The sequence below is a fragment of the Kitasatospora sp. MBT66 genome, assembly GCF_000710405.2.
Taxonomy (GTDB): Bacteria; Actinomycetota; Actinomycetes; order Streptomycetales; family Streptomycetaceae; genus Kitasatospora; species Kitasatospora purpeofusca.
The window spans coordinates 1,085,011-1,110,532 of sequence record NZ_JAIY01000006.1 but is presented as its reverse complement, the minus strand read 5'-3'; the positions used below and the strand labels follow the sequence as shown (position 1 = coordinate 1,110,532).

The window sequence follows — 25,522 nt, the reverse complement described above, 5'->3', positions numbered from 1 at the left end:
GTGTACGCGGTCTCACCCCGCTTCCTCGCCGCGCTGTCCAACCCGCACCAGGTCGTCACCAGGATCGACGCCTACCTGGGCGGCACCCTCACCGCCGCCGACCTGCCCCACGAAGGTGGAAGCGTCACCGTGGACCGGGGCAGCAAGGTCCGCCGCCAGCTCGCCCTCACCATCCCCGACCCCGGCTACCTGCCCTGGAACCCGGGTGACCCGCTCGGCGTGTACGGCCAGCAGCTGGTCGTCCAGCGAGGGATCCGCTACCCGGACGGCACCACCGAGTTGGTGCCGCTCGGAACCTTCCGCATCGACGAGCCGGCCGGAGACCCGGCGCTCGGCCCCGTGACCGTCACCGGGCAGAGCGCCGAGGCCTCCGTCCAGGACGACCGCTTCACCGCCCCGGTCTCCACCTCCTCCTACGCCTCCACCGTCACCGCGATCACCGCCCTGATCCGCGAGACCCTCCCCGACGCGCCGGTGGTCAACCTCACCGCCGGCGCACGCGACCAGTCGGTCGCCCCGATCACCTGGGACGCCCAGGCCGACCGGTGGGACGCCGTCACCCAACTCGCCACCAGCATGCGCGCCGAGTGCTACGCCGACGCCACCGGACGCTTCGTCATCACCGACCTGCCCGACCTGTCCACCGCCACCCCGGTCTGGGACGTCACCGAAGGCCCGACCGGCAACCTGATCAAGGTCAGCCGCAAGCTCGCCCGGGCCGGCGTCTACAACGCCGTCATCGCCCGCGGGGAGACGAGCGCCGGAGCGGGCGGCCCCGCGGTCAGCGGCGCCGCCTACGACACCGATCCCACCTCGCCCACCCGCTGGGGAGGCCCGTACGGCCGGGTACCGAGGTTCTACTCCTCCGGCCTGCTCACCACCACGGCGGCCTGCGAGGCGGTCGCGGCCGCCTTGCTGCGCGACGCGACCGCGCCCAACGTCCAGACCTCCCTCTCCTCCCTGCCCAACCCTGCCCTCGAGGGAGCTGACTGCCTGCGCCTGACCTACGGCGGCCGCCACGAGCTCGTCCTCGTCCAGTCCTTCACCGTGCCCCTCGACGTTGACGGCGACTTCGCTATCACCCTGCGGGCCAGCAAGGAGGTGACGACCGGATGAGCGACCTGGCCGACGCGATCCAGTACGCCGTCGAACGCGCCCTGCTCCAACAGGGCGCGGACTGGACCCTCGCCACCGTCACCGCCACCGCCGGGCCGGCCGTCGACATCACCACCGCGGCCGGCCCCGTCGCCGGGGTCCGCCGGCTGCAGAGCTACAGCGCGCCCGCCGTCGGCGACACCGTCCTCGTCACCCGCAACGGCGCCGGGACCTGGATCGTCCTCGGTGCGCTCGCCTGATCCCCGCCACCCGACCTGGGCCGCCACCGAGCGGCCGGAGACCACATGACCGGAACCGACGACTTCCAGCAGAACGTCCCCTACCCCCGCCTCCTGGACGCACCGAACGCCGAGCAGGGCTTCTCCTCCCTCGTCAACGGCATCGTCCCCCGGGCCAACATGCGCTTCGCCAACGCCGCCGCCCGGACCGCAGCCCTGCCCAACCCGGCCACCGGCATGGAGACCTACCTCATCGCCGAGGGCCGCAAGGAGATCTACGACGGCACCGCCTGGCGCGTCTACGTGCCCCAGGGCTCCTGGGTCGACTGGACCCCCGAGTGGATCCTGGGGAACGGGGAGATGGGAACCAGCACCTCGGCCGGCCGCTACCGCCGCACCGGAACGACGATCGAGATGGAGGCCAAGCTCACCTGCGGCGCCGGATCAAGCCTCGGCGACAACTACGTCGGCATCAGGCTCCCCGTCCCCGCCAGTGACCCCACCGACCTCTCCCACCACCGCCAGGGCCAGGGGCGCCACATCGACGGCACGGGCTCCGCCTGGCACAGCCTGATCACGGTGGTGGACATCGGCGGCCTCACCGCAGCCGTCTTCGGCTACCGGCTCTGGGACATGGGCTGGGTCTACCCCGGCGGGCAGGGACTCGGCCAGGGCGGAAACGGCCCCCTCGCCTGGGCCCCTGGCGGATCCCTCCGCCTCCAGCTCGCCTACGAAGCAGCCACCTGACCTACCCTCACTCCCCGTCTCGCCCCCGCGCCGTCCGGCCCGGGGGCTTCTTCATGCCCAGGAGGCATCCCGTGCAGCTCGTCACCCGCGCAGATCTCGGCTGGCCCGAGTCCGCCGCCCCGCCTCAGGCCACCACCCAGGGCGCCAAGGTCCACTACGAGGGCACCCACGTGGCCACCGACCTGCTCGCCAACCACGGCCTGTGCATCCAGGAGTGGCAGGACATCCGCGCCAGCCACCTCGGCAACAAGGTCGAGAACTACAGCGACATCGCCTACTCGTTCGGCGCCTGCCCGCACGGCTACCTGCTGGAGGGCCGCGGCATCGGCCGCCGCACCGGCGCCAACGGCAGCCAGCCGCTGAACAAGGGTCACTACGCGATCGTCGGCCTGGTCGGCGACTCCGGCCTGACCGACCCGACCCCGGAGATGCTGAACGCGATCCGCGACGGCATCGAGCTCCTGCAGGCGCACGGAGCCGGGCCGGAGATCAAGGGGCACCGCGACGGCTACGCCACCAGCTGCCCCGGCGGCCCGCTGTACGCCTGGGTGCAGGCCGGCGCGCCGCGCCCGGACGCCCCCGCCCAGCCCGGACCCGCACCGCAGCTGCCCGCCGAGACCACCCCCGCCCGCTACCAGAACACCATCGCCGGCGTGGCGTACGGCTACGGCGCCCACGGCCCCCAGGTTCGTGAGATCGGCGAGGCCCTGGTCGCCCGCGGCTTCGGCGCGCACTACCAGGTCGGCCCCGACGAGGACTGGCGGGACGCCGACACCCTCAACTACCAGGCCTACCAGCGCAGCCTCGGCTACTCGGGCACGGACGCGGACGGCGTCCCCGGCGAGTCGTCCCTGCGGGAGCTGCTCGGGCACCTGCCCGGCGAGACCGTCGTCTCCCTGGCCCGCGTCGTCGCCGCGGCCCGCACCGACCCGGACGCCGAGCAGGGCCACCAGACCTACGGCGCCGAGGCCCGCACCGTCGAGCAGGCCCTGGCCGACGAAGGCTTCCTCGAGGGCCGCTGGGTCGACGGCTCCTTCGGGACCAGGACCGTCGCCGCGTACCGCTCCTACCAGCGCAGCCTCGGCTACGGCGGTTCGGACGCCGACGGAATCCCCGGCCTCGTCAGCCTCACCGAGCTCGGCCGCCGCCGAGGCTTCACCGTCACCAACTGACCGGAGACCACCACCATGACCGACTCCGCCCGCCGCACCGCACGGACCGCCTTCGCCACGGTGCTCGGCATCGCCGCCGCCCTCCCGCTCCTCGTCCAGACGGCCGGCCTTCCGTCCGCCCTGCCCGGCCTCGGCACCCTGCTGACCGTGGCCGCCGCGATCACCCGCCTGATGGCCCTGCCCGTGGTCAACTCCTGGCTTCCCGGCTGGCTCCAGATGACCGCGCCGAAGGCCGCCCTGCCGGGCCCGCGCGACGCTGACCCGTCCTCCCGGGGTGGCCTGTGACCGTACCCTCCGACCCGGCAACCGCGCTGGAACTCGAACGCCTGCGCGGCGTCGTCGGCGAGGGATTCGCCGAGGTCAAGGGCGGTATCGCCCTGCTCGTCCAGCGCTCCGACCAGGTCGAACGAGCCATCGGTGAGCACCGCGGCGAGCTGAGCGACCTGAACAAGCGCCTGGCCGAACTCGAACACGCCCGTGAGGCAGACGTTGCCCTCGGCCAGGAGGACAGACTCCGCCGGCTCGAAGCCGGCCGGTGGCCCCTCCCAACCATCGGCGCCCTCACCGGCCTCGCCGCGCTCGCAGGCACTCTGATCCCCCTGCTCGTCCGCTGAACCACTGCGCCCCCTGTCCGGCTACGGCCGGGCAGGGGGCGCAGTTTCGCGTTCCGGGGCGGCAAACTTTCATGCCCTCAACGGCCCTCCCTCCAGGTAACGTTCGGGCATGACGAACCGTGACTTCATCGTGGTGACGACCACCCACTCCAGCGAGGAGAAGGCCCGCGAGCTGGCCACTGCCGTAGTGCGCGAGCGCCTGGCAGCCTGTGCCCAGGTCTACCCGATCCAGTCGGTGTACTGGTGGGACGGCGACGTGCAGGCCGAAGCCGAGTTCCGTGTTGACTTCAAGACCCGGGCCGACCTCTCCGGCAAACTGGCCGCGTTCATCGGCTCGAAGCACGAGTACGACACGCCCGAGATCATCGGCGTCCCGGTGGTCACCGGCTCGAACGCCTACCTCGACTGGGTGAACACCGAGACCACCGCCAGCTGAACGGCTACGCGAACGCGGCCCGGATCTCCTCGCGGAGGCACCGGGCCGTGGCGGTCTCCGGAAGTTGCCCGGCGAGCGCGGACAGCCTGACCGTGCCCATGGTCGTCTCGCTCTCCAGTGTCGCCGCCAGCGCGCGGTAACCGACGTCAACAGCCTGGTCGACGGCGCCAGCGGTCAGGTAACCGGCCGCGACGTCGCCGAGGACCGCGACTCGGACCTTTCGGTCGTCCTCGCCGAGGTCGGCGAGAGTCTGATCGGCGGCGGCGCCGAGGCCCTCGTGGCGCAGCCGGGCGTAGGCGGCGACCTGCATCGAGCCGAGTCGGGCCCGTCCGAAGAACGACATCCAGGCCGGCGCCGTAGCCGGGTCGGCGTAGTCGAAGGCGGTCTCGGCCCGATCCAGTGCGCGCACCGCGCCCTCGCGGTCGCCGCCCGCCGCACACTCCTCTGCCTCGCGGGCTGCGAGCCAGGAGCGGGCTGCGGCGTGGTCCCGGCAGCGGACGTACTCCTGCGCGGTGGCCAGCATTTGACGGGCCTGGGCGCTCGCAGCGCCGTACGAGGCGTAGCCAAGGACGAGTGCGTGCAGCGGTCCGTGCCCGGTGATGTTGGCGGCCTGCCGGGCGGTGCGGTAGTACCGCTGGGCCCGCTTGTAGTCGCCGAGGTCCCAGTAGGTCCAGCCGGCCAGTGCGGCGGTCTCGCCAGCCGCGATGGTGAGCGCCTGCTGATGGCCCCCAGAAGCAGGCAGCATCGCGGTGATGGCGTCCAGATGCTCGCCGAGCTGCGAGGCGAGAAGCCGGGCAGGGGTGTGTTCCTCCGCGCTGAACATCGCGGCGGTGGTGCCCAGCAGGGCTTCGGTGCTCACCGAATCCGGTCGGCTTCCACCGAGAACGGCCGTCAGGCGCTCCCACGGCTCGCTCGCCGCCGAGGCGACTATCGCCGCGGTGCCGATCGCAAAGGTGCGCCTGTCCACGTCGTCCTCCGGTGCGTCCACGTCGCTGAGCAGCAGTGCAGTTGGAGTCGGAGCGGTTGAATCCGCCACCACTTCCAGTGTGAGGATTTCTGCCAGCTCCGCCAGAGTGACCCGCAAGATCCTTGCGAGGCGCGGTCGTTGATATGGCTGTGGAGTGGCCCGGCCAGCCTCCCAGCGCACGACCGTCGACACTGCGACACCGGCCGCTTCGGCGAGCTGCTCCTGACTGTAGCCCAGCGCCACGCGGCGCTCCGCCAGCCGTGCACGTTTGGACGTCATGCTGCCCCCGGTCGGTGAATGGCGTTTCCCCAGGTCACGTGCGGGAGTGCGCAGGAAACGCCTGGGGGACGCCTCAACTCTGCTCTGGGAGACCGTAGCTGACGGTGCCTTACTGGTCACGCCGTCCGCAGGGAATGACCCCGAATGGGGCCTGGGGCCCTGCGGGCGGCACGCACCAGCTGCCCTGTGCGTGGGGACCCCGTTCTCCCGCCGGTGTCCATGGAAGCGCGCCGGGCGGCCACGACCCCCGCCCCCGAGGAGGACACCGTGCAGCTCGCTCCCACCGACCGGCGCAGACGCTGGGAGATCGTGCAGGGGCACAACTGGCACTCCTGGGGCATGTGGGTCACCGACGGTGCCGGCCGCGAGCTGTTCATCGAGAACGAGGAGCGAGCCGGACGCCGCAGGTCGGTTCTGACCCAGCTCGCCGCTGGACGGTTCCGCCGTCGGGCTCGGGGGCTGCGGTGAGCACCACCCTCGTCGCTACCCGTCCGGCGCCCTCCACCGCCGCGCTGCCCTACGAGGCAGCCTCCGTCCCGGCCGCGCGCCGCATGGTCCGAATGAAGTTGCTGGAGTGGGAGCTGGAGGCGCTGGTGGACGACGCGATGCTGATCGTCAGCGAGCTGGCCACCAACGCAGTCGAGACCGGCTGCCGCACCCGCATGGTCGTCGCCCTGCGGCGCCCCACTGAGCGGCTCGTCCGCATCATCGTCGCGGATGGATCGCGGTCCATGCCGGTGATGATCAAGGCCGGTGGCGAACAGACATCCGGCCGCGGCCTTGCCATGGTCCACCGCCTCACCGGTGGCCGCTGGGGCACGACCCTCCACGGCCTCGGCAAGGTCGTCTACGCCGACCTGTGCACCTGCGGCTGACGCCGCCCCAGACTCCGCCCGCCACTGGTCCAGGCACGCCGGCCGGGCGGACCCAGCGCCGCCGCCCTCGTCCCACGCGGGGCGGCGGCGCACCCGCCTCCCGGGCCGTCAGACCCCCTCGGGCCCGGGAGGCCTGCACCACCAGCTCCGAACAGTCCGGTCCCCTTCTCGGCTAGAGAAAGGCCCTGTTGTGCGGATTCTCGTTGACGGACTCGACATGTCCGGCAAGACCACCCTCGTCACCAACCTGGTCGGCGCCTTCGAGTCGCTCGGCCATCCCGCCGCCCGCCACCGCGGGTTTCTCGCCGGGCACCACCCCGTCAAGAAGGCCCTCAAGCGGCTGCGGCTCGTCCGCCAGCCCGACAGCGCGCTCATCACCACCGCCTACCTGCTCGGCGGATACGCCGTGGACGCCGCCCTGGTTCGCCTCGACCCGCCGCAGCCCACCGGCGCGATCCTGGTCCAGGACGGCTACGTGGACCGCACGGTGGCGTTCGGCATGTCGGGCGGCCCGTACCTCTCCGCCGCCCTCGCGCTGCGGTGCGCGCACCTCTTCGCGCCGTTCGACCTCGCGGTATACCTGCACGCACCCGTGGAGACCCGGGCGGAGCGGATGGCCGGCCGCGAGAAGGTCGACGCCGTCGACCGGCGCAGCGTCGAAGACCCCGCGTTCGCCCACCGGTTCAACGCCTTCCTGCTGCACGGGATGGGGCGCCGGCACCGGAACCTGCTGGTGTTCGACACCTCCGAGCACAGCCCGGAGCACATGGCCGAGATCGTGGTCGCCGCCGCACTGGGTGCCGAATCCGTGCGGGCCTCCGAGTTCGGGAGGATCGCGTGAGCGCCCCGTCGGTGAAGGACGACGCGGCGGTGGGCGAGGCCGCCTCGGCCGAGGGCGTGGCGCTGCTCGCGGGGCGGGCGCTGGTGAGCATCGAGCGGTTCGCGAGCTCCGGGCGCACCTCCTACTCGGGGCCGGCCGCGCTGCCCGCCCTGCGGCCCGATCTCGCGATCGGCGCGTACCGCGCGTGGGAGCCCGCGAGTGCCCGCCGCACCCTCGCGGCCGAGGACACGGCCCCGGTGCGCGGCGTCGGGCAGCGGCGGTCCTGGACCGACGAGATCGCCCAGGCCGCCCGGGCCGCGGTCGCCGGGCTCGGTCGCCGACCGGTGATCACCGCCTGGTACTCCACTGGGCAGCTCCGATCCTGGGCCGGTCCCGACGGCCTGGTCTCCGCCATCGACGCCGACCTGCGCCAGCGCCTGGAGGACAAGGCGGCGTTCGGGGAGATCCTCCGCCTCGCCGGAGTTCCCGAAGCGATCCGCCTCGCGGGCGTGCGCATCGACGGGCCCCTGCCCTCGCTCGCGGACCTGCGTCGGGCGGTGTCCTCGGACCGGGTCGTCGTGCAGTCCGGGGCCGACTCCGGGGGCAGGGGAACCGTGTTCGTCGACGTCGACGCCGACCTCGCCCAGGCCGCCGCGATGCCGGGCCCGTACCGGGTCACGCCGTTCGTCACCGGATGGTCCTCCAACATCACGATCCTGTCCGCGCCCCGGCCGGACGGCACCCTGCGTGTGTACGTCGACCGGCCCTCGCACAAGGCCGTCGGGGTGCCCGAGGCGGGCATCGCCCCGGCCAAGAGCGCGGGCAACACCTGGTCCATCCCGTGGCCGCGCCCGGCCGCCGAGGCCGTGGTCGACGCCGCCGTGCGGATCGCCGAGTGGGCGTGGGCCGAGCACCGAATGGCCGGCCTGTTCGGCGTGGACGCGCTGCTCACCGAGGACGGCCGTGTCGTCCTCAACGAGATCAACTGCCGCAACCAGGGCACGACCGAAGTGTCCGGCGTCAACCAGCAGCTCCGCGGACTGCCGCCGTTCGCCGTCGCCCACCTGGTCGTGCTGCTCGGCGGCCGGGCCGAGTGGCTGTCCGACCCCGAGGCGTTCAACGAGGCCACGATCGACGCCGCCACCAGTAGCGCCCCGGGCCCGTACTACCTCAAGCTCCGCCACCGCGGTCCCCGCCCCGTGACCCTGACCGGACTTCACGGTCCCGGTATCTACCGGCCCGCAGGCGGCTCGCTCCACTGGGTCGGGCCCGGCTCCCACCCGGCCGAGGCGGGCCCGGGCCAGGTGCTCCTCGCGAACCTGCCCGCGCCGGACGTGCTGTGCCTGCCCGGCGCGGAACTCGGCACCGCCGAGGCCATCAGCGCCGGCGCCGATGGCCCGTTCGCCGACCCGCACACCCTCAGCGCGACCGGCCGCCAGTTGCTCGCCGCCCTCGACCACCACCTGACCCCCGCCACCCGACCGGAAGGGACCGCCCCGTGACCACGGAGACGCTCAGCCCCCTGCGTGAACAGCTCGCCACCGTGCCGGACGACGCCCTCACCCGACTCCAGTACCTCGCCCCCGAGGTCGGATGCGTCAACCGCTGCGCGATGTGCTCCCAGTTCGCCGGCAGCGACCTGTGGCGGTTCACCCGCCGCGGCCTCACCGACCTTGCGCACGCGCTCGCCGACGAGGCCGCCGCCCGGGGGCTTCGCATCGGCGAGGGCCGCATCCACCGCCCCGGCGTCGTGTTCCCCTACCTGGACAACGACATCGGCTCGTACCCGCACCTGGACCTCTACGCGGCTCTCGCCCGTGACGTCCTCGGCGTCAAGATGCGCATGTCCACCGTCGGGTTCTCCTCCCGCTCCGCCGAGTTGACGGCCATGCACGAGCGCCTGGTCGCCGACTACGGCGACGTGTTCGACGGCATCCGCTTCTCCCTCACCCCCTACGCGGCCGGCTTCATCGGCAAGGCCCCGGGCACCTCCCGCGACCAGTACACCGACGACCTCGCGCACGCCCTCGCCACCTACCGGCCGCTCCTCGACCGGATCGGCCACGGCGCCGCCACCGCCGCGGTCGAGATGCGGTTCGCCCCGCTGGTCGGCATCGCAGAGCTGACCGACACCCACCTCGAGGGCCACCACGTCCTCGCCTGCGGGCCGCACCTGCTGATCGCCCAGCAGCCCGGCACTTCCCCGCTGCCGTACACCGCGATCGAGCACCTGGACGAGCGACGCCAGCCCGTCCTCGACCAGCCCGGCACGCGCTACCTGCACGTGGTCAGCGACCGGGCCACGCCCAGCCCGAGCACCGTCCGGGACGCGCTGCACGGCGTCCTCGCCGTACCGCACACGGCCACCGCCGTCCGCCTCCACCGCTTCCGCAACGCCGATGGCGACTACTTCAGCGCCGACCCGGACTTCCACCCCGACGGCCGGTTCACCGCGCTCAACCTGTACCCGGCCAGCGACCAGCGCAAGGTGTCCGGCTACACCGACACCACCCGGCACTTCCTCGGAGCGCTCCTCGCCCACAAGGCCGACCGCGGCCTCGGCCGGCGTGACCCCTTCCCGGACGCCACCGCCGCCGACATCGACGCCGTCCTCGCCGCCCTCCGGGCCCGCGCGCACCACCTCGACGACGTCGACAAGGCCGCCGCCGCCCACCTGCGCGGCCAGATCCTCCCCATGGCCAGCGTCCACGCCCGCGCCCTGCTCAAGGCCGGATACCCGCCCGCCACGTTCTTCTCCCGGGACTTCACCGTTGACACCGGCCAGATCGTCAACCAGGGCCGGGCACAGCAGCTCTTCCGTGGCCTCGCGGCCACCAACGGCGAGCCGATGACCCTGCGCGAAGAGCGGGGGTTCGGGCAGGCCAGCCTCTCCACCATCCGGGGCCCGATCTGGCGCATCACGCCCCTGCCGCACACCACCGTGCCCCTGCCGCGCGGAGCAACTGGCCGGAAGAACCCCGCCACCGGCCGGCCCACCGTCCTCATCGAGGAGATGGACCCCTGCCACCTCGCCCCGGTCATGCGCGCCACCGGGTGCGGCCTGCGTCGCTTCACCCTCACCGGCGTCGAGATCGAACACGTCCCCCAGGCCCAGGCCCGCACCGATCTCGGCTTTCCCGGGGCACGCTAGAAACGCCAACTCGCCGACTCCTCCCGGCCGTCCGGCCGGGAGGCCACGCTGGGAACGCCCCAGCCGACACCACCCGCCGAGGAGAACCAACCCGATGAGCACCACCGAAGCGACGACCACCACGCCGTTCGGCAAGATCAAGATCCGCACCAGCGGCCTGGTCTTCTGCGGCACCGAGGTCGCGCTGCTGCGCCGCGAGCGCCCGAACTCCGTGCACTACACCACCGTCGGCGGCAACGTGCTGCCCGGCGAGGCGCTCCCGGACGCTCTCACCCGCGAGCTGAAGGAGGAACTCAACCTCGACCCCGAACACGTGGCCGGTGCCGAGTTGCTGTGGCTGATGGATGCCAGGCTGGAGCGGCCCGGCCCGACCCCGTCCCCGCGCAAGCTGCACCTGATCTACCGGCTGCACATCACCCCGGAGATCCGCGCACAGCTCGCCACAGAGGAGTACGACGAACTGCCCGACGGCGGGCATGAAGTCGGGCACGTCGAGTGGGTCGACTTCCGCAAGACGGCCGACCTGCCGCTGTTCCCGCCGATCGGCGCGGCCCTCTCACAGCTCCCGTCCCCGGACGCCCCGGTGACCGCCTTCGAGCTGGCCGCGATCACGAACGACAACTACACCTGGATCTGATCTTCAGGCCAGGCGTTCTCGGCGGCCCCGAGCGTCGACTCGGGGCCGTCACACCTCAGCCGGATCGGTGCGGCCGCCCTGCCAGAGGCGGACATCGTGGCTGGTCAGGCGATCGAAAGGACAGTCAGTAGAACCTTAGTTCGATAGAGTGCTGACTCTGCACCGGGGGGACAAGAACCGGAGCGCACTGTGACTGAAGAATCAAGGCCCCCAGGATGGAGCCTCGCGAAGGGCTTCGACCTGGAAGAAGCCGTGGACGACATCCAAGGGGCGACGGCCCTTGTGGTGCGCCTGTCTCGAGCCGACGACGGGTCAGCCGAACAGTCCGAGACTATAAGGGAGACGAAGCGCACGATTCGGCTGATTTCTGCACGAATCGCTCGTGAGCTATCCGGCTGAGTAAGAGTCCTCGCGGCCGGCCTGGCGGCCCAGCTCGAACATGAGCTGGGCTGTCGAGCAGTACCCGAGAGCAAGGCGCATCTCGGCCAGTTGCGCCGACACAGTGCGAGGGCTTATGCCCAGCTCCTTTGCTGCACCGACCTGGTCAGCGCCGGTCGCGAGGCGTTGGACGATCGACCGCTGGAGCTCGGTCAGGCCGGCCGATTCTGGCGCCTCTTCGCCGCGCCAGATCGCCGCGCGGCTCCAGTCCCTATCGAACATGCGTGCGACATAGTGAACGAGGCCCTCGTCGTGCACGATCAGGGCGCGCAGCGGCTCGGCGCCGGGGCCAGTCCACGGGGTGTGGTCCGTGAGGACCGCGGTCTGCCGGTCGACGACCACCATCCGCATGAAGTCCTCGGCCAGCGTCCTCACGTTGCCGCCGGCGGCGGTGATGTCCGCCACCCACTGGGCGGTGGGCTGGTCCGACCTGGCCGACATCTTGTAGAGCGTGCGCATGGCCACCCCGCGCTGAAGCGCGCCGACATCCCGGTGCAGTGCAAGCTTCAGGACGTCAGCCGGGCGAGGGCCGCCAGGCTGGGCCGTGAGCAATTCGTGCGTCGCTGCCGAGATGATCTCTGACAGTCGACTGTTGATCCGGTCCATGCCCTCGACCTTCTCGACGGCGCCCTCGACGAGGTTCGGATCCGAGTACTGGTAGACGATGGCGAGGTCGCGCACCGTCTCGGGAAGGGCTGCTGCCTCGGACATGGCTTGGCTGATCTGCCGGTAGAGGCGGTCCCGCTTCTGAGTCCCGACCTCCATCGGGTTGAGGGCGATGTACCTGCCGGCCTCCCCGCGCCCGACCGGGTATGGAGCGACCAGGCCGAAGTCGAGGAGCTCCCTCAGAACCGGGCTCTCGGGGTCATCCACTACGACGCCGTGCCGAATCGCGATGTAGAGGCCGCGGGCCTCTTCGCTCAGGGACGTCGGCTCGAAGCGGCCGGCCACCGTGTTGGGCATCGCTCTGACCACCTCTCAGGCGGGAAAACTCGCAATGCGAATTCTCGCACGGCCTGAGCCTTGATCATGTCATCCTGCCACTGGAGAATCGTTCGTGCAGCCCAGTAACACCCGTGTCCTGGGCGGCAGTCCACCTTGTCCACGAAGCGGCCATAAGGCCCAGAACGGGACGAACGATCATGAATCGAGTGCGCATCATCGCGGCCGCTGCAGCACTGGCCCTGGCCGGAGTGCTGGCGGGCGTGGCCGGCTCGGCTCCGGCCGAGAGCTGGGCCTCCGACTCGGGTTGGAATGCGCCAGCGCCGACTGCCGAGTCGCCGACGCCGGGAGCGGAGCCGGCGGGGCCGAGCGTTGAGCCCTCGGCGACGGAGCCCGTGTTCACCATGGCCGACTCGGGCTGGAACTGACCGGTCGCCGACTAGCGGCGGCCGGCCACCCCAGGCGTGCCGGGAGGCAGTCCAGGTGCCACCCTCCTCGCGTCCCGGCACTTGAAGCACCCCCCACCCGGTCCGGGTGGGGGGTGCTTCACGTTCATGATCGTTTGGGTGACGGATGGGTGATGATCTTGAGTTTCACCCTGCATCGCGGTGCATCGCTGTGCACTCAAACAGCACAGACCACCAGGCCTGTCAGCTGCGATGATGCCGAAAATCCGCCCCAATACTTAGGCCTGCTTGGTCTCCCAGAAGATCTTGTCGAACCCGGCGATGAGGTCCAGCAGCGCCTGGCCGGTGGCCGGGTCGGTGGACGCCTTGGCGGCCGAGGCGGCCTTCAGGGTGTCGTTGATGAGCTGGTGCAGCTGCGGGTACTTCTCGAAGTGCGGGGCCTTGAAGTAGTCGCTCCACAGCACCGAGATGTGGTGCTTCACGGCCTCGGCGCGCTGCTCCTTGATGATGACCGCGCGGGCGCGGAAGTGCGCGTCCTCGTTGGCCTGGTACTTCTCCTGGGTGGCCTTGACCGACTCGGCCTCGATCCGGGCCTGGGCCGGGTCGTAGACACCGCAGGGCAGGTCGCAGTGGGCGTGGGCGGTGGCGCGAGGTGCAAACAGACGAGAGAACATGGGAGTCCTTCCTTAGATCGTCTTCCCGCGCCCGAGATTACCTGCCGGACCGTCCGGTTTCCCGGCCGGGCGGCCTGCCTGGGGCAAAAGACGGAGCCGGAACCGGATCAATCCGGACATCGGCGGCCGGCGGCCGGTGCGGCAGACTGGTGCGCGACAGCGCGACAGCAGGACGCAGGACGCGGGACAGCAGCAGGACACGGGACACGGCGGGACGCGAGCCGGGAGGAGGAGCCGTGGCACGGAGCGCGGAACCGGAGGACGGTCCGCCGGGCGGCGGCGCGCCGTTCGGGCTGATCGACGTGGCGGGGGACTCGATGGTGCCGACGCTGCGCGACGGGGACCAGCTGCTGGTCCGCTACGGCGCGCGGATCCGACCCGGCGCGGTGGTGGTGTTCCGGCACCCGTTCCAGCAGAACCTGCTGGTGGTCAAGCGGGCCGACGGCCGTCGCCCCAAGGGGTGGTGGCTGCTCTCCGACAACCGGCCGGTGGACAGCGACAGCCGCAGCTACGGGGCGGTGCCGGACGAACTGGTGCTCGGCCGGGTGCTGCTGCGGCTGCGCCCGCGCCCGGCCTGGCTGGCCCCCGGGCGGCGGCTGGAGCGGCTGCTGCTGGCCGCCCCGCTGGCACGGGTGCCCGGCCTCGCCCGCCGCCTCGGCGTCTGGATCCGGCCGGAGGAACTCCCGGTCCGCCAGGCCTGACGGGACGCCCGGTCCGCCGGGGCGGCTCCGCTAGTGCCCGGCCGCCGCGGCCTCCTGGGCCTCCAGGCGCTTGCGGGCCCGGTAGGCGGCGACATTGGCGCGGGTGGCGCAGCGGTCCGAGCAGTACCGGCGGGACCGGTTGGTCGAGGTGTCCAGATAGGCGTTGCGGCAGGGCGCGGCCTGGCAGATGCCGAGCCGGTCGGCGCCCAGCTCGGTCAGGTGGACGGCCAGGCCCATGCAGGCGACGGCGCTGAAGTGCGCGGTGGCGGTCGGCGAGTTGTCGGCGAGGTGCAGGTGCCAGCGCGGCCGGCCGGCCGCGTCGAGGTAGTCGTGCCCGGAGACCAGCGGGCTGACCGGGAACTCCATCAGCAGGCTGTTCAGCAGGTCGACGCTGCGTACCTCCTCGCCCTCGGCGGCGGCCTCGAAGACCCCGCGCAGCCGGGTGCGGACGGCCCGCAGCCGGGGCACGTCCGCTTCGTCGGCGATGTTGCGGGCGCGCGAGGAGTCCGAGAACAGGGCGCGCACTCCGTCCACCGAGGTCAGCGAGTCGGTGCCGCGCTCGGGCTCCTCGGTGTTCACCAGCCGGACGGCCAGATCGGCGTACGAGGCGAGCTCCACGGTGGTCCTTCCAGAGATCGGTAACAGGCTGATTGCCTCCAGCCTATTACCCGCAGGGGGAAAGCGGAAAAGCGCGGCGCCCGGCAGGTTCTGCCTGCCGGGCGCCGTCGACGGTGCGCTCGGCGCACCTCGGATCAGAGCACCTTGGAGAGGAAGGCGCGGGTCCGCTCGTGCTGCGGGTTGCTGAGGACCTCGCGGGGGGTGCCCGACTCGACCACCACACCGCCGTCCATGAACACCAGCGCGTCGCCGACCTCGCGGGCGAAGCCCATCTCGTGGGTGACCACGATCATGGTCATGCCCTCCTCGGCGAGCCCGCGCATGACGTCGAGCACCTCGCCGACCAGCTCGGGGTCGAGCGCCGAGGTCGGCTCGTCGAAGAGCATCAGCTTGGGCTTCATCGCCAGCGCCCGGGCGATCGCCACCCGCTGCTGCTGGCCGCCGGAGAGCTGGGAGGGGTAGTTCCCGCTCTTGTCGGACAGGCCGACCCGCTCCAGCAGGGCCATCGAACGCTCCCTGGCCTCGGCCCTGGACTCGCGCTTGACCTGGACCGGCGCCTCCATCACGTTCTCCACCGCGGTCATGTGCGGGAAGAGGTTGAAGCGCTGGAACACCATGCCGATGTCCCGCCGCTTGAGCGCGACCTCGCGGTCCTTGAGCTCGTAGAGCTTGTCGCCGCGCTGCCGGTAGCCGACCATCTCGCCGTCCACCCAGAGGCGGCCGCCGTTGATCTTCTCCAGGTGGTTGATGCAGCGCAGGAAGGTGGACTTGCCGGAGCCGGACGGGCCGACCAGGCAGAACACCTCGCTCTGCTTGACCTCCAGGTCGATGCCCTTGAGCACCTCGACCAGGCCGTAGGACTTGCGGACGCCCTCGGACTTCACCATCGGGCCGCTGCCCGGGGCGTCGGCGGGGGTCTTGCTGAGGTCGGTCATGCGTGGCCACCTCCCTCGAGTCCGGGGACCACGTCGTTCTTGGCCTTCGGGGTGGGCCTGCCGCCGAACAGCAGCCGAACCCGCTGGATCGGTGTGGGCGGCAGGGTCCGGTTCGCACCTCGAGCGTAGTGCCGCTCGATGTAGTACTGCCCGACCGTGAGGATCGAGGTCATGAGCAGGTAGTAGATGCTGACCGCGACCAGGACCGGGATGGTCTGGAAGGTCCGCGAGTAGATGTCGTGGCCGGCCGTGAACAGCTCCGCCAGCGAGATGACCTGGACCAGCGAGGTGGTCTTGAGCATCGAGATGGTCTCGTTGCCGGTCGGCGGGATGATCACCCGCATCGCCTGCGGGAGCACGATCCGGCGCAGCGTGGCGGCGCGGCTCATGCCGAGCGCGTGGGCGGCCTCGGTCTGGCCCTCGTCGACGGACTGGATGCCGCCGCGGACGATCTCCGCCATGTACGCCGCCTCGTTGAGGCCGAGGCCCAGCAGGGCGGCGGTGAAGGTCGGGATCAGGGTGTTGGTCGACTCGGACCAGAACTCGGGCCCGAACGGGATGCCGATCGACAGGTTCGGCCACAGGGCGCCCAGGAAGTTCCAGAACACCAGCTGCACCAGCACGGGGGTGCCGCGGAAGATCCAGATGTAGAACCAGGCCGTCCCCGACAGCAGGGGGTTCGGCGAGAGCCGCATGATCGCGAGGAGCACGCCGCCGACCACGCCCATCAACATGGACAGGGCGGTCAGTTCGAGCGTCACCCAGATTCCGTGGATGATCTGCTCGTTGGTGAGCGTGTCTCTGACGACGTCCCACTGGAACGCGGGGTTGAAGATCAGGGCGTGGAGCAGCATCGCCGCGAGGACGACGATCACTACTGCTCCGGCCCAGCGTCCGGGGTGGCGCACCGGGACGGCCTTGATGGTCTCAGGCCGTCCCGATTTCACCGCCCCCTGCTCGGAAGATTTCACCTTGGGGCCTCAGGGGGTGTGGTGGTGCGGAGGATCAGCTCTTGGCGGCGTTGATCTCGGACTTGTCGATCGCGCCGGCCTCGACGCCCCACTTCGCCAGGATCTGCTTGTAGGTGCCGTCGGCGATCAGCGACTGGACGGCGCCCTGGACGGCGGGGGAGAGCGGGGAGCCCTTGTCGACGACGACGCCGTAGGGCGCGCTGTCGTAGGTCCCGCCGAGCTTCTCCAGCTGGCCGTTGGTCTGCTTGATCGCGTAGTCGACGACCGGGGAGTCGGCCATCATCACCTGGTCGCGGCCGGAGACCAGCGCGGTGGTGACGTCGGTCTGGAGGGTGAACTTGTCACCGTCGTTGGGGATGGTCGGCTTGCCGGCCTTGGTGCACTCCGGGTTGCGGACGTCGGTGATCTCCTGGGCCTGGGTGGTACCGGTCTGGACGGCGACCTTCTTGCCGCAGAGGTCCTTGGGGTCGATCTTGTCCGGGTTGCCCTTCTTGACCGCGATGGCGCTGCCCGCGGTGAAGTAGGTGACCATGTCGACGGTCTGCTCGCGCTCCTTGGTGTCGGTGAAGGAGCTCATGCCGAGCTGGTACTTCTTCGCCGTGATGCCCGGGATGATCGAGGTGAAGTCGGCGTTCTGCACGTCGGCGGTCAGGCCGAGCTTCTTGGCGATCGCGTCGGCCAGGTCGACGTCGAGGCCGACGATGTTGCCCTTGTCGTCCTTGAACTCGTTGGGCGCGTAGGAGGCGTCGGCGGCGACGATCAGCTTGCCGGAGGACTTGATGTCGGCGGGGACGAGCCCGGCGAGCGCGGGGTCGGCGGACACGGCGGCGACGCTGACGCTGGGGTTGGCCGCACTGCTGCCGCCGCTGGAGGAGGACTTGCTGCTGCCGCAGGCGGTCAGCACGAGCGACGCGGACGCGAGCACCGCCGCTGAGGCGAGGAGGCGGGTGCGCTGGGTACGGGCGATCATGGGGGATCTCCTCCTGAGGGAGAGGTCGGACGGGCGTGCCACGGGGGAGCGGCGCGCCGGAGCAGCAGAGCCGTACGGCGCTGTACGGCCGGGCAGGGAGAACACGCAGGGTGGTACCGGGTACTGCTCTCCGCCACCGTCCGCCGAGGTGGGCGTTGACCGAACCGCCTCGACCAGTGGTCGGCTCGATCCGAGATGGGGGGAATCCTGCCATCTGATGACGCTCGGGTGGCCCTCATTCAGATCAAAATCGGATAACGGGGGGCCGCGCTGTCCGCTATTCGGACGAATACCGTGTCCCTGTCACCCTGCGTATAAGTATGCAGATCTCCCTGCGGTCCGCCCGGAGGCCCGGCCGCGCACTCGCCCGATCGTGCGCCCGCTCCGCGGCGGCCCGGACCCCCGCCCGGACCGCCACCCGTGCCCCCGCCCCGGAGGGCCGATCGGACCCGGCTCAGATGCCTCCGTTGACCACCGCGTTCTGGGCCGCACCGGCGGCGACGTTCCACTTGGAGAGGATCTTGTCGTACTCGCCGCTGCGGATCAGCTGGTCGATCGCCTTGGCCAGGACGTCGCGCAGTTCGGTGTCCTCCTTGCGCAGCGCGATCCCGTACGGGTTGGACCGGGACTGCGCGCCGGTCACCTCGAAGCGGTTGCCGCCGTCGGTGTTCTTCGCCGCGTAGGCGGCCACCGGGAAGTCGTTCAGGCCCGCCTGCGACGTGCCGGCGGCGACCTCGGCCAGCGCCTTGGCGTCGCTGTCGAACTTGTGGACGGTGAGCGGCTTGTTGGCGCGGGTGCAGGCGGTCACCTGGCGGGCCACGATCTCGTCCTGGGTGGTGCCGCTCTGCACCGCGACGGTCCGGCCGCAGAGGTCGTCCAGACCGCGGATGCCCTTGGGGTTGCCCTTCGGCACCACGATCGAGGTGCCGGCGATGAAGTAGTCCACGAAGTCCACCGCCAGGCCGGTCGACTTGCCGGCCTCGTCCACGCCGTCCCGGCGCTGGCGGATGTCGCTGAGCGCGGACATCGCGACGTCGTACTGCTTGTGGTGGAGGTTCGGTATGAGCTTGTCGAAGGGGGTGTCGACGTACTCGATCCGCAGGTCGAGGATCCGGCCGAGCGCCGCGGCGATGTCCGGGTCCAGGCCGTCGGGCTTGCCGTCGGTGCCCCGGAACTCCACCGGCGGGTAGTTGACGTCCATCCCGATCCGCAGCACCTTGCCCGACTGCTGGGCGCTCGGGACCTTCGCCCGGAGCTGCTGGAGCGGGTCCTCGGCGACGGTCTTGTCGCCGCCGCAGGCGGTCAGCAGCAGGGTTCCGGCGGTGGCGAGGGCGAGCGCGGCGGGGGCCCGGCGGGGGGACAGGGCACGGTGGTGCATCGGTTGCTCCTGAGGGAGGGAGGGGGAGGCGCCGCGGCATCGCGGAGGTGGACGCGAGATGGCGGAACAACGGATCCTCCCATCCCGACCTGCCGCGTCCGTGGGCGGGTGTGTCAGAATTCGGTACCGGGTGACCCCCGACGCTCGAACCGGACCGCCGGGCCGCAAACAGGCCCGGGGTGCACAGGAACGGAAGTCCAGAACGTCGACTCCGTATCCGGCGGCACCGGCCTCCACACCGTGTCCGTGTTCACCCCCGCGGGTGTGCGTACGTGTGCGCCACTGCCGCTGCCGGGGTCCGGTTCTCATGGTTCCTGGTGCCCACAGGTGGCCGTGAGGCGTACGACAACCATGTGACTTGGACGAAAAGGCATGGGTGCGATGCCCTCGTCCGACCTACGCTCGGCCCGGAAGCACAGCGCGGACCACTCGCGGACAACTCCATAAACCCTCATTTCGAGGCGCTCGTCCGACGGCGGCGCCCCGACCCAGCCTTCCCCCGGGGGCGCTTCGGCGTTCCCGGGTTCCGCTGACCGGCCGCCGGTCACCGGATGCCGGGACCGGCCGGGTCGTCCGCCCCGTCGGCCGGGTGTCCTCGCTCGATCAATGACGAAGAGGTCATCGTGGCAGCGGAGATCATCCACAGCAGTACCCAGGACACCGACGATCCGGTCGACGCCGTGTTCGCGCTCCACCGCGGCGGCAAGATGGAGGTCCGGGCGACCGTCCCGGTGCGCGACGCGGACGACCTGTCCCTCGCCTACACCCCCGGTGTCGCCCGCGTCTGCACGGCCATCGCCGAGCAGCCCGAGCTCGTGAACGACTACACCTGGAAGGCCAACACGGTGGCCGTGGTCACCGACGGCACCGCCGTGCTGGGCCTCGGCGACATCGGCCCCGAGGCCTCGCTGCCCGTCATGGAGGGCAAGGCGATCCTGTTCAAGCAGTTCGGCGGCGTCGACGCGGTGCCGATCGCGCTCGCCTGCACCGACGTGGACGAGATCGTCGAGACCGTGGTCCGGCTGGCCCCGTCCTTCGGCGGCGTCAACCTGGAGGACATCTCGGCCCCGCGCTGCTTCGAGATCGAGCGCCGGCTCCAGGAGGCCCTGGACATCCCGATCTTCCACGACGACCAGCACGGCACCGCGATCGTCACCACCGCCGCGCTCTGGAACGCGGCCAAGGTGACCGGCCGCGAGATCGGCTCGCTGCGCGCCGTCATCTCCGGCGCCGGCGCGGCCGGCATCGCCATCGCCAAGATGCTGCTGGCGGCCGGCATCGGCGACGTGGCCGTGTGCGACCGCAAGGGCGTCGTGTACGAGGGCCGCGGGGACCTGACCGACGTCAAGGCGGAGATCGCCGGCCTGTCCAACCGGACCGGCCTCAAGGGCACCCTGGCCGACGCGATGGCCGGCGCCGACGTCTTCATCGGCGTCTCCGGCGGCACCGTGCCGGAGGAGGTCGTCGCGACCATGGCCGAGGGCGCGTTCGTCTTCGCCATGGCCAACCCGAACCCGGAGATCCACCCCGAGGTCGCGCACAAGTACGCCGCCGTGGTGGCCACCGGCCGCAGCGACTTCCCGAACCAGATCAACAACGTGCTGGCGTTCCCGGGCATCTTCGCCGGCGCGCTGCAGGTCCGGGCCACCCGGATCACCGAGGGCATGAAGCTGGCCGCCGCCAAGGCGCTGGCCGGCGTGGTGGCCGACGAGCTGACCCCGCAGAAGGTCATCCCCTCGCCGTTCGACGAGCGGGTCGCCCCGGCCGTCACCAAGGCCGTCGCCGAGGCCGCCCGGGCCGAGGGCGTCGCCCGCCGCTAGCCGGTACCCGTACCGGAACCCCGCCCGGGCCCGGGACACGCGTCACACTCACGCGTTGTTCCGGGCCCGGGGGCGTTCTGGCTATCGTCCGGTGCATGTTTGCTGCCTATGCCGCACGAATCGACGCCGACGACCCGCTGAGCGGGCTGGAGTTGGGCGAACGCCCCGAACCCGTGGCCCGGCCGGGCTGGAGCGTGGTCACGGTCCGGGCCGCCAGCCTGAACCACCACGACCTCTGGTCGCTGCGCGGGGTCGGGCTGCCCGCCGAGAAGCTGCCGATGATCCTCGGCTGCGACGCCGCCGGCATCGACGAGCACGGCAACGAGGTGGTCCTGCACTCCGTGATCGGCCAGAGCGGGCACGGGGTCGGCCCGGACGAGCCGCGCTCGATCCTGACCGAGCGCTACCAGGGCACCTTCGCCCAGCAGGTGGCCGTCCCCACCTGGAACCTGCTGCCCAAGCCCGCCGGGCTCTCCTTCGAGGAGGCCGCCTGCCTGCCCACGGCCTGGCTGACGGCCTATCGGATGCTGTTCACCAACGCCGGGGTGAAGCCCGGCGACACCGTGCTGGTGCAGGGCGCCGGCGGCGGGGTGTCGACCGCGCTGGTGGTGCTCGGCAAGGCGGCCGGCCTGCGGGTCTGGGTCACCGGCCGGGACGAGGCCAAGCGGGACCGGGCCCTGGAGCTCGGCGCCGACGCGGCGTTCCCGAGCGGGGCCAGGCTGCCCGAGCGGGTGGACGCGGTGATGGAGACGGTCGGCGCCGCGACCTGGTCGCACTCGGTGAAGTCGCTGCGCCCGGGCGGCACGATCGTCATCTCCGGGGCCACCTCGGGCCCCAGCCCGGCGGCCGCCGAACTGAACCGGATCTTCTTCCTGGAGCTGCGGGTGGTCGGCTCGACCATGGGGACCAAGGAGGAGCTGGCCGGGCTGCTGTCGTTCTGCGCCACCACCGGGGTCCGGCCGGTGATCGACTCGGTGCTGCCGCTGGACGGGGCGCCGGAGGCGCTCGCCCGGCTGGCCAAGGGCGAGGTGTTCGGCAAGCTCGTCCTGACGCCGTGAGCCCGTGACGCGCCGGCGCCCGGCTCCCTGTGCGGGGAGCCGGGCGCCGGTTGCCGGACCGGTCGGTCAGGACAGGTCGAGAGCAGTCGAGAGCACTCAGGAGCACTCAGGAGCGGTCGAGCAGCCGCTTCAGCCGCTCGCCGGCGGTACCGAGGACGGCACGCGCCTCGGCCAGCCGGGCCGGGGTCACCCCGCCGTCCCTGGCCGCGTCGCGGACCTGGTCGCGGAAGCGGTCGAGCAGCCGCTCCAGCTCCCGGGCCGGGTCGCCGGCCGGGTCGACGGCGGTCCACCCGGGCAGCTCGGCCGGGACGGCGTCGGCCGGCCCGTCCAGGTCGGTCTTGTCCAGGTCGATCCGGGTGACGGTGACCCGCTCGGCGCCGAGGTCCTCCTTCGACTCCCCGGGCTGTCCCCAGCGGGCCGCGTCGGCCAGCCCGGCCAGGCCCTTGGTCAGCTCGGAGAGCCCCTCGGCCAGTCCGGTCGGCCAGTCGCCGCGCGCCGCGTGCTCGCGGACCTGCTGCTCCACCCGGCGCTTGATCCGCAGCGCCTCCTGCTGGGCCGCCGTCCGGGCCGCCCGGGACTGCTCGCGCAGCCGGCGGGCCTCCTCCTCGGCGGCCTTCGCCTTGGCCTTGGCGGCCTTCTCCTGCTCCTTGGCGCGCTTCGCCTGCTCCTTGGCCTGCCGCTTGAAGGCGGCGAACTCCTCCTTGGCGCGCTGCCAGGCGGCCTGGTCGCCCCACGGCCCGGCCCACGGGTTCCCGCCGTTCTCCTGGCCCTGCTCCCCGGGGTCCGGGGCGCCGCGCCTGGCCTGCTCGGCCGCCGCGCCCCAGAGCTGCTCGCGCAGGTCCTTGGCGCTGTCCCGGACGTCCTCGCGGATCGCCCCGGCGAGCTGGGTCACCGAGTCGTGGATCTCCAGCTCCAGCTCGTCCAGCTCGCCCTGCCGGGTGGCGAGTTCGGCGCGCCCGGCGTCGGTGAGCCGGTAGACCTTGCGACCGCCCTCGGTGCTGTGGGCGACCAGCCCCTCCTGCTCCAGCTTGGCGAGCCGCGGGTAGACGGTGCCGGCCGAGGGCGCGTACAGGCCCTGGAAGCGCTCCTCCAGCAGGCGGATGACCTCGTAGCCGTGGCGCGGGGCCTCGTCGAGCAGCTTGAGCAGGTAGAGCCGGAGCCGGCCGTGGCCGAAGACGGGGGTCATGTCAGGCCTCCTTGGTGAGGTCGGGGCCGGTGCCGGGGGTGTCGGACTTGGTGAGGTCGGGGGCGGGCAGCTCCCGGGCGGCCCGGGTGTCGTCCTCGGCCTCCGGACGCTGGAGCACGGTGACCGCGCCGGAGACGGTGGTGACCGAGAGGCTGCCGCTGCCGTCGCCGAGCTGGCCGGAGAGGCGCTTGGTGCCCCAGCTGCCGGCGACGGTGAGTTCCTCGAAGCCGGAGGAGAGGTCGCCGCTGGTGGTGCCGGCCTCGACCTTGGTGCCGGTCAGCGCGGGCAGTCGGACGCCGACCGCGCCGCTGACCGTGTTGACCTTGATCTGGGCGGGGGTGGCGGCCGCGAGGTCCAGGGTGACCGCGCCGGTGACGGCGTTGGCGCTCACCTTCTCGGCGGTGCCGGCCAGCACGGTGAGCCGGCCGGAGACGGTGTTCAGCCGCAGCTGCCCGGCCACCGACTGGGCGTCCACGTCGCCGGTGACGGTGTTGGCGTCGGTCCGCCCGGTCAGGCCGACCAGGGTGATGTCGGCGTTGGCGGTCTGGGTCGAGACGTGCTCGCTGAAGCCGGAGACCGTCGTCGCGGCGGAGACGGTGCCGACCTTGACCTCGGTGCCGGCCGGGACGGTCACGGTGACGGCGGCGGTCCGCTTGCGCTTGAAGGAGGAGAAGAAGCCCTTCACCGAGTCGACCGACTTGAGCACGTCGCCGAACTCGTTCCAGCTGCTGAGGTCCTTGTAGGTGACGGTGAGGACGCCGTCGACCAGGGTGACGTGCAGCGGCTCGCCCTTGAGCTCGGTGACCTCCAGCCGGGCGGGGCCCTCGGCGGCGACCACGTTGACCGTGCCGTCGATGGTCCGCACCTGGAGCGTCCGGACCGTCTCCTCGATGGTGATCCTGTCGGGTCCTTCGACCGTCCACTGGCTCATCTCTGCCGCCTCCCGTTGCTGTGACTCGCGATGTATCGCGTCCTCTTCCAAAGACGATATATCGCGTGACGGCGAAGTCAAGGGAGTCCGACCCCGAGGCCGACCCGGAGTGCACCCCGAGACCCGCCCCTACGGGGAGCATGCGAGAGGGCCCGGAGGCGGTTGCCTCCGGGCCCTCAGGACCACCGTTTCACCAGGTCACTCGTCGTCCTCGTCGTCGAGCCTGGCCAGCCAGGTGGCCAGCCGCTCGACCGGGACCTCGAAGTCCGGGTTGAGGTCGACGAACTCGCGCAGGCGCTCGGCCAGCCACTCGAAGGTGACCTCCTCGTCGCCGCGGCGGCTCGCCAGTTCCTCGATGCCTCGGTCGGTGAAATACACGGTTCGCTCCGGTCCGGTGGGGATTCGACCTGGTCAGGATAGACCGGGTCAGCTGGCGCGCCAGGTGCTCACGGTGAGCTTCACCGCGCCGGTGGTGACGTCCGCGACCTCGACCACCGCGACGGCGATGTTGCGGGTGACCCGGTCCCGGATGCAGAGCAGGCGGCCCGGCGAGACCCGGTTGAAGGACAGGTCGGTGTCCGGCCGGGAGTCGATCGCGACGGCGCACTGGTCGGGCGTCACGGTGGACTCGGTGATCACCGCGAAGTCCGACTTGTTGTCGCCCGCGGTGACGAAGGAGTTGGCCTTGCTGCTGCTGCCGGTGGCGTTCAGGCCCAGGCCCCACTTGAGGTCGGTGCCGCGCGGCACCACCGTCCCGGCGTCCAGGTCGATCCGGTAGGAGTCGTAGTAGGCGTCGGTGCCGGGGATGGACAGCGGCTTCTGGGTCAGCAGCGGGGAGTAGCCGGTCGGCCGGGCCGGCGCGGTCACACCGGTGCCCGACGAGGCCGAGGGGGCCGAGGTCACCGCCCCGGAGGAGGAGCCGGAGGACTTGGCCGAGGACGGGCTGGGGTCGGTCGAGGGGGTGGTCGTGGGGGTGGTCGCGGCCGCGGCGGCGCCGCCCGCCGGCGGCGCGGCCGGCTGGGAGCTCCCCGAGGTCGAGCCGGACTGGTGGGCGGAGTTGTTCTTGTCGTCGTCCTTGTTGAACTTGGCCATCAGCGCGACCCCGCCGGCCGTGCCGCCGACCGCCATCACCAGGGCGACGGTCAGCAGCACCTTCCAGGAGACCCCGCCCCTGCTGCGGGCCCGCTCCGGCGCGGGTGCCGGGCTGTCGGTGACCACCGGTCCGGGCGGCGGGGTGTCGTAGGACGGCGGCTCCTGCCGCAGCTGGACGGTGGGCGGGGCGCCGAGCAGCGGGCCGGTGGGCGCCTCGGTGGGCGGCTGCGCCGCGCCGTACGCGCCGAGCGGCGGCGGAACGAAGCCGGGCGGCGGGGTGTCCGGCCGGACGGGGCCGAACCCGGGCGGCGGCGGGCCGAAGGACGGCGTGGTGGCCGCGTGGGTGACGGGCGCCCCGGCCGGCTGCGG

28 protein-coding genes and 2 pseudogenes are annotated in these 25,522 nt (G+C 71.8%); 17 read left to right on the top strand and 13 right to left on the bottom strand.

Translation table 11 applies throughout. From position 1 onward, the window contains the following. From BI06_RS17340 to cutA, 7 genes are all read left to right on the top strand, one after another. Nucleotides 1–1,116 carry a DUF5047 domain-containing protein gene (locus BI06_RS17340; RefSeq protein ID WP_043468955.1) on the top strand — a complete coding sequence of 372 codons (1,116 nt, stop codon included), beginning with the start codon at nt 1–3 and terminating at the stop codon, nt 1,114–1,116. Then, a complete protein-coding gene (locus BI06_RS17335; RefSeq protein WP_233290174.1) occupies nt 1,113–1,355 on the top strand; it encodes a hypothetical protein in 243 nt (80 codons plus the stop codon). The genes BI06_RS17340 and BI06_RS17335 overlap by 4 nt, the downstream gene beginning before the upstream one ends. A 45-nt stretch (nt 1,356–1,400) precedes the next feature. Further along, a complete protein-coding gene (locus tag BI06_RS17330; RefSeq protein WP_043468952.1) occupies nt 1,401–2,081 on the top strand; it encodes a hypothetical protein in 681 nt (226 codons plus the stop codon). Between the two features lie 71 nt (nt 2,082–2,152). Beyond that, nucleotides 2,153–3,253 carry a peptidoglycan-binding protein gene (locus tag BI06_RS46410; protein ID WP_233290173.1) on the top strand — a complete coding sequence of 367 codons (1,101 nt, stop codon included), beginning with the start codon at nt 2,153–2,155 and terminating at the stop codon, nt 3,251–3,253. Nucleotides 3,254–3,268: 15 nt separating this feature from the next. Continuing rightward, entirely contained in the window at nt 3,269–3,538 is a 270-nt protein-coding gene (locus tag BI06_RS17320; protein ID WP_051741172.1) for a hypothetical protein, read from the top strand. Beyond that, nucleotides 3,535–3,867 carry a hypothetical protein gene (locus BI06_RS17315; protein ID WP_043468950.1) on the top strand — a complete coding sequence of 111 codons (333 nt, stop codon included), beginning with the start codon at nt 3,535–3,537 and terminating at the stop codon, nt 3,865–3,867. Before BI06_RS17320 ends, BI06_RS17315 begins: the two co-directional genes overlap by 4 nt. Before the next feature lie 109 nt (nt 3,868–3,976). Continuing rightward, nucleotides 3,977–4,303, top strand: a complete 327-nt coding sequence (cutA, locus tag BI06_RS17310) for a divalent-cation tolerance protein CutA (protein WP_043468947.1) — start codon at nt 3,977–3,979, stop codon at nt 4,301–4,303. A 4-nt stretch (nt 4,304–4,307) separates the two neighbouring features. Here the strand turns inward: cutA and BI06_RS17305 are convergent, their stop codons facing one another. Further along, nucleotides 4,308–5,162, bottom strand: coding sequence for a hypothetical protein (locus tag BI06_RS17305; protein ID WP_233290172.1), 855 nt, complete (start codon nt 5,160–5,162; stop codon nt 4,308–4,310). 207 nt (nt 5,163–5,369) lie between these two features. Then, a pseudogene (locus tag BI06_RS55525) lies at nt 5,370–5,549 on the bottom strand (helix-turn-helix transcriptional regulator); the annotation flags it as partial. Between the two features lie 267 nt (nt 5,550–5,816). Here BI06_RS55525 and BI06_RS17300 point away from each other — a divergent pair. The 6 genes from BI06_RS17300 (at nt 5,817) to BI06_RS17275 (ending at nt 11,032) form a co-directional block, all read left to right on the top strand. Beyond that, a complete protein-coding gene (locus tag BI06_RS17300) occupies nt 5,817–6,017 on the top strand; it encodes a hypothetical protein (protein WP_149030390.1) in 201 nt (66 codons plus the stop codon). Further along, nucleotides 6,014–6,424 carry an ATP-binding protein gene (locus tag BI06_RS17295; protein WP_051741168.1) on the top strand — a complete coding sequence of 137 codons (411 nt, stop codon included), beginning with the start codon at nt 6,014–6,016 and terminating at the stop codon, nt 6,422–6,424. Before BI06_RS17300 ends, BI06_RS17295 begins: the two co-directional genes overlap by 4 nt. A 217-nt stretch (nt 6,425–6,641) precedes the next feature. After that, nucleotides 6,642–7,265, top strand: a complete 624-nt coding sequence (locus BI06_RS17290; RefSeq protein WP_043468941.1) for a hypothetical protein — start codon at nt 6,642–6,644, stop codon at nt 7,263–7,265. Continuing rightward, nucleotides 7,262–8,746: an ATP-grasp domain-containing protein gene (locus tag BI06_RS17285; protein ID WP_043468938.1), complete on the top strand. Its 1,485-nt coding sequence runs from the start codon at nt 7,262–7,264 to the stop codon at nt 8,744–8,746. Before BI06_RS17290 ends, BI06_RS17285 begins: the two co-directional genes overlap by 4 nt. Then, a complete protein-coding gene (locus BI06_RS17280) occupies nt 8,743–10,395 on the top strand; it encodes a hypothetical protein (protein ID WP_043468936.1) in 1,653 nt (550 codons plus the stop codon). Before BI06_RS17285 ends, BI06_RS17280 begins: the two co-directional genes overlap by 4 nt. Nucleotides 10,396–10,489: 94 nt before the next feature. After that, nucleotides 10,490–11,032, top strand: coding sequence for an NUDIX domain-containing protein (locus tag BI06_RS17275; protein WP_043468933.1), 543 nt, complete (start codon nt 10,490–10,492; stop codon nt 11,030–11,032). Nucleotides 11,033–11,419: 387 nt separating this feature from the next. On the opposite strand, the gene BI06_RS17270 is transcribed toward BI06_RS17275, so the two are convergent. Next, a complete protein-coding gene (locus BI06_RS17270; protein WP_051741166.1) occupies nt 11,420–12,433 on the bottom strand; it encodes a TrmB family transcriptional regulator sugar-binding domain-containing protein in 1,014 nt (337 codons plus the stop codon). A 188-nt stretch (nt 12,434–12,621) separates the two neighbouring features. Here BI06_RS17270 and BI06_RS17265 point away from each other — a divergent pair, with 188 nt between their 5' ends. Beyond that, the gene (locus BI06_RS17265; protein ID WP_055731130.1) at nt 12,622–12,840 is read left to right on the top strand and encodes a hypothetical protein; all 219 of its coding nucleotides are present in this window, start codon (nt 12,622–12,624) and stop codon (nt 12,838–12,840) included. Nucleotides 12,841–13,097: 257 nt separating this feature from the next. Here BI06_RS17265 and sodN read toward each other — a convergent pair whose 3' ends face one another. After that, entirely contained in the window at nt 13,098–13,493 is a 396-nt protein-coding gene (gene sodN, locus BI06_RS17260) for a superoxide dismutase, Ni (protein WP_043468932.1), read from the bottom strand. A 317-nt stretch (nt 13,494–13,810) separates the two neighbouring features. Here sodN and sodX point away from each other — a divergent pair, with 317 nt between their 5' ends. Beyond that, entirely contained in the window at nt 13,811–14,194 is a 384-nt protein-coding gene (sodX, locus tag BI06_RS17255) for a nickel-type superoxide dismutase maturation protease (RefSeq protein ID WP_078879834.1), read from the top strand. Nucleotides 14,195–14,224: 30 nt separating this feature from the next. Here sodX and BI06_RS17250 read toward each other — a convergent pair whose 3' ends face one another. The 5 genes from BI06_RS17250 to BI06_RS17230 all read right to left on the bottom strand — a co-directional run bounded on the left by BI06_RS17250 (nt 14,225) and on the right by BI06_RS17230 (nt 19,066). Continuing rightward, a complete protein-coding gene (locus BI06_RS17250) occupies nt 14,225–14,812 on the bottom strand; it encodes a CGNR zinc finger domain-containing protein (protein WP_043468929.1) in 588 nt (195 codons plus the stop codon). 134 nt (nt 14,813–14,946) lie between these two features. After that, nucleotides 14,947–15,747 (bottom strand): amino acid ABC transporter ATP-binding protein, encoded by an 801-nt coding sequence (locus BI06_RS17245; protein ID WP_051741162.1) that lies wholly within the window; start codon nt 15,745–15,747, stop codon nt 14,947–14,949. After that, nucleotides 15,744–16,694 (bottom strand): amino acid ABC transporter permease, encoded by a 951-nt coding sequence (locus tag BI06_RS17240; protein WP_233290171.1) that lies wholly within the window; start codon nt 16,692–16,694, stop codon nt 15,744–15,746. The genes BI06_RS17245 and BI06_RS17240 overlap by 4 nt, the downstream gene beginning before the upstream one ends. A gap of 58 nt (nt 16,695–16,752) precedes the next feature. Then, entirely contained in the window at nt 16,753–17,688 is a 936-nt protein-coding gene (locus tag BI06_RS17235; protein WP_030392852.1) for an ABC transporter substrate-binding protein, read from the bottom strand. 454 nt (nt 17,689–18,142) lie between these two features. Next, nucleotides 18,143–19,066: an ABC transporter substrate-binding protein gene (locus BI06_RS17230; protein ID WP_051741160.1), complete on the bottom strand. Its 924-nt coding sequence runs from the start codon at nt 19,064–19,066 to the stop codon at nt 18,143–18,145. A gap of 623 nt (nt 19,067–19,689) precedes the next feature. Between BI06_RS17230 and BI06_RS17225 the strand changes: the two genes are divergently transcribed. Together BI06_RS17225 and BI06_RS17220 are read left to right on the top strand one after the other, a co-directional pair. Continuing rightward, nucleotides 19,690–20,886, top strand: a complete 1,197-nt coding sequence (locus BI06_RS17225; RefSeq protein WP_030392850.1) for an NADP-dependent malic enzyme — start codon at nt 19,690–19,692, stop codon at nt 20,884–20,886. 95 nt (nt 20,887–20,981) lie between these two features. Next, nucleotides 20,982–21,944, top strand: coding sequence for a quinone oxidoreductase (locus BI06_RS17220; RefSeq protein WP_030392849.1), 963 nt, complete (start codon nt 20,982–20,984; stop codon nt 21,942–21,944). 106 nt (nt 21,945–22,050) lie between these two features. On the opposite strand, the gene BI06_RS17215 is transcribed toward BI06_RS17220, so the two are convergent. The 4 genes and pseudogenes from BI06_RS17215 to BI06_RS50840 all read right to left on the bottom strand — a co-directional run. After that, on the bottom strand, nt 22,051–23,130 hold the full coding sequence (locus BI06_RS17215) for a PadR family transcriptional regulator (RefSeq protein ID WP_043468927.1): 1,080 nt from the start codon (nt 23,128–23,130) through the stop codon (nt 22,051–22,053). A 1-nt stretch (nt 23,131) separates the two neighbouring features. Then, the gene (locus tag BI06_RS17210) at nt 23,132–24,061 is read right to left on the bottom strand and encodes a DUF4097 family beta strand repeat-containing protein (protein ID WP_051741158.1); all 930 of its coding nucleotides are present in this window, start codon (nt 24,059–24,061) and stop codon (nt 23,132–23,134) included. Nucleotides 24,062–24,259: 198 nt separating this feature from the next. After that, on the bottom strand, nt 24,260–24,439 hold the full coding sequence (locus BI06_RS17205; protein WP_030392846.1) for a DUF6104 family protein: 180 nt from the start codon (nt 24,437–24,439) through the stop codon (nt 24,260–24,262). Nucleotides 24,440–24,487: 48 nt separating this feature from the next. Further along, nucleotides 24,488–25,522 (bottom strand): annotated as a pseudogene (locus BI06_RS50840) (hypothetical protein); the annotation flags it as partial.

Excerpts from the sequence above, each read along its gene's own strand:
- BI06_RS17335 (WP_233290174.1), top strand. The coding sequence starts at position 1,113 with ATGAGCGACCTGGCCGACGCGATCCAGTACGCCGTCGAACGCGCCCTG.
- BI06_RS17330 (WP_043468952.1), top strand. The coding sequence starts at position 1,401 with ATGACCGGAACCGACGACTTCCAGCAGAACGTCCCCTACCCCCGCCTC.
- BI06_RS17320 (WP_051741172.1), top strand. The coding sequence starts at position 3,269 with ATGACCGACTCCGCCCGCCGCACCGCACGGACCGCCTTCGCCACGGTG.
- cutA (WP_043468947.1), top strand. The coding sequence starts at position 3,977 with ATGACGAACCGTGACTTCATCGTGGTGACGACCACCCACTCCAGCGAG.
- BI06_RS17290 (WP_043468941.1), top strand. The coding sequence starts at position 6,642 with ATGTCCGGCAAGACCACCCTCGTCACCAACCTGGTCGGCGCCTTCGAG.
- BI06_RS17275 (WP_043468933.1), top strand. The coding sequence starts at position 10,490 with ATGAGCACCACCGAAGCGACGACCACCACGCCGTTCGGCAAGATCAAG.
- BI06_RS17270 (WP_051741166.1), bottom strand. The coding sequence starts at position 12,433 with ATGCCCAACACGGTGGCCGGCCGCTTCGAGCCGACGTCCCTGAGCGAA.
- sodN (WP_043468932.1), bottom strand. The coding sequence starts at position 13,493 with ATGTTCTCTCGTCTGTTTGCACCTCGCGCCACCGCCCACGCCCACTGC.
- sodX (WP_078879834.1), top strand. The coding sequence starts at position 13,811 with ATGGTGCCGACGCTGCGCGACGGGGACCAGCTGCTGGTCCGCTACGGC.
- BI06_RS17245 (WP_051741162.1), bottom strand. The coding sequence starts at position 15,747 with ATGACCGACCTCAGCAAGACCCCCGCCGACGCCCCGGGCAGCGGCCCG.
- BI06_RS17235 (WP_030392852.1), bottom strand. The coding sequence starts at position 17,688 with ATGATCGCCCGTACCCAGCGCACCCGCCTCCTCGCCTCAGCGGCGGTG.
- BI06_RS17230 (WP_051741160.1), bottom strand. The coding sequence starts at position 19,066 with ATGCACCACCGTGCCCTGTCCCCCCGCCGGGCCCCCGCCGCGCTCGCC.
- BI06_RS17220 (WP_030392849.1), top strand. The coding sequence starts at position 20,982 with ATGTTTGCTGCCTATGCCGCACGAATCGACGCCGACGACCCGCTGAGC.
- BI06_RS17215 (WP_043468927.1), bottom strand. The coding sequence starts at position 23,130 with ATGACCCCCGTCTTCGGCCACGGCCGGCTCCGGCTCTACCTGCTCAAG.
- BI06_RS17210 (WP_051741158.1), bottom strand. The coding sequence starts at position 24,061 with ATGAGCCAGTGGACGGTCGAAGGACCCGACAGGATCACCATCGAGGAG.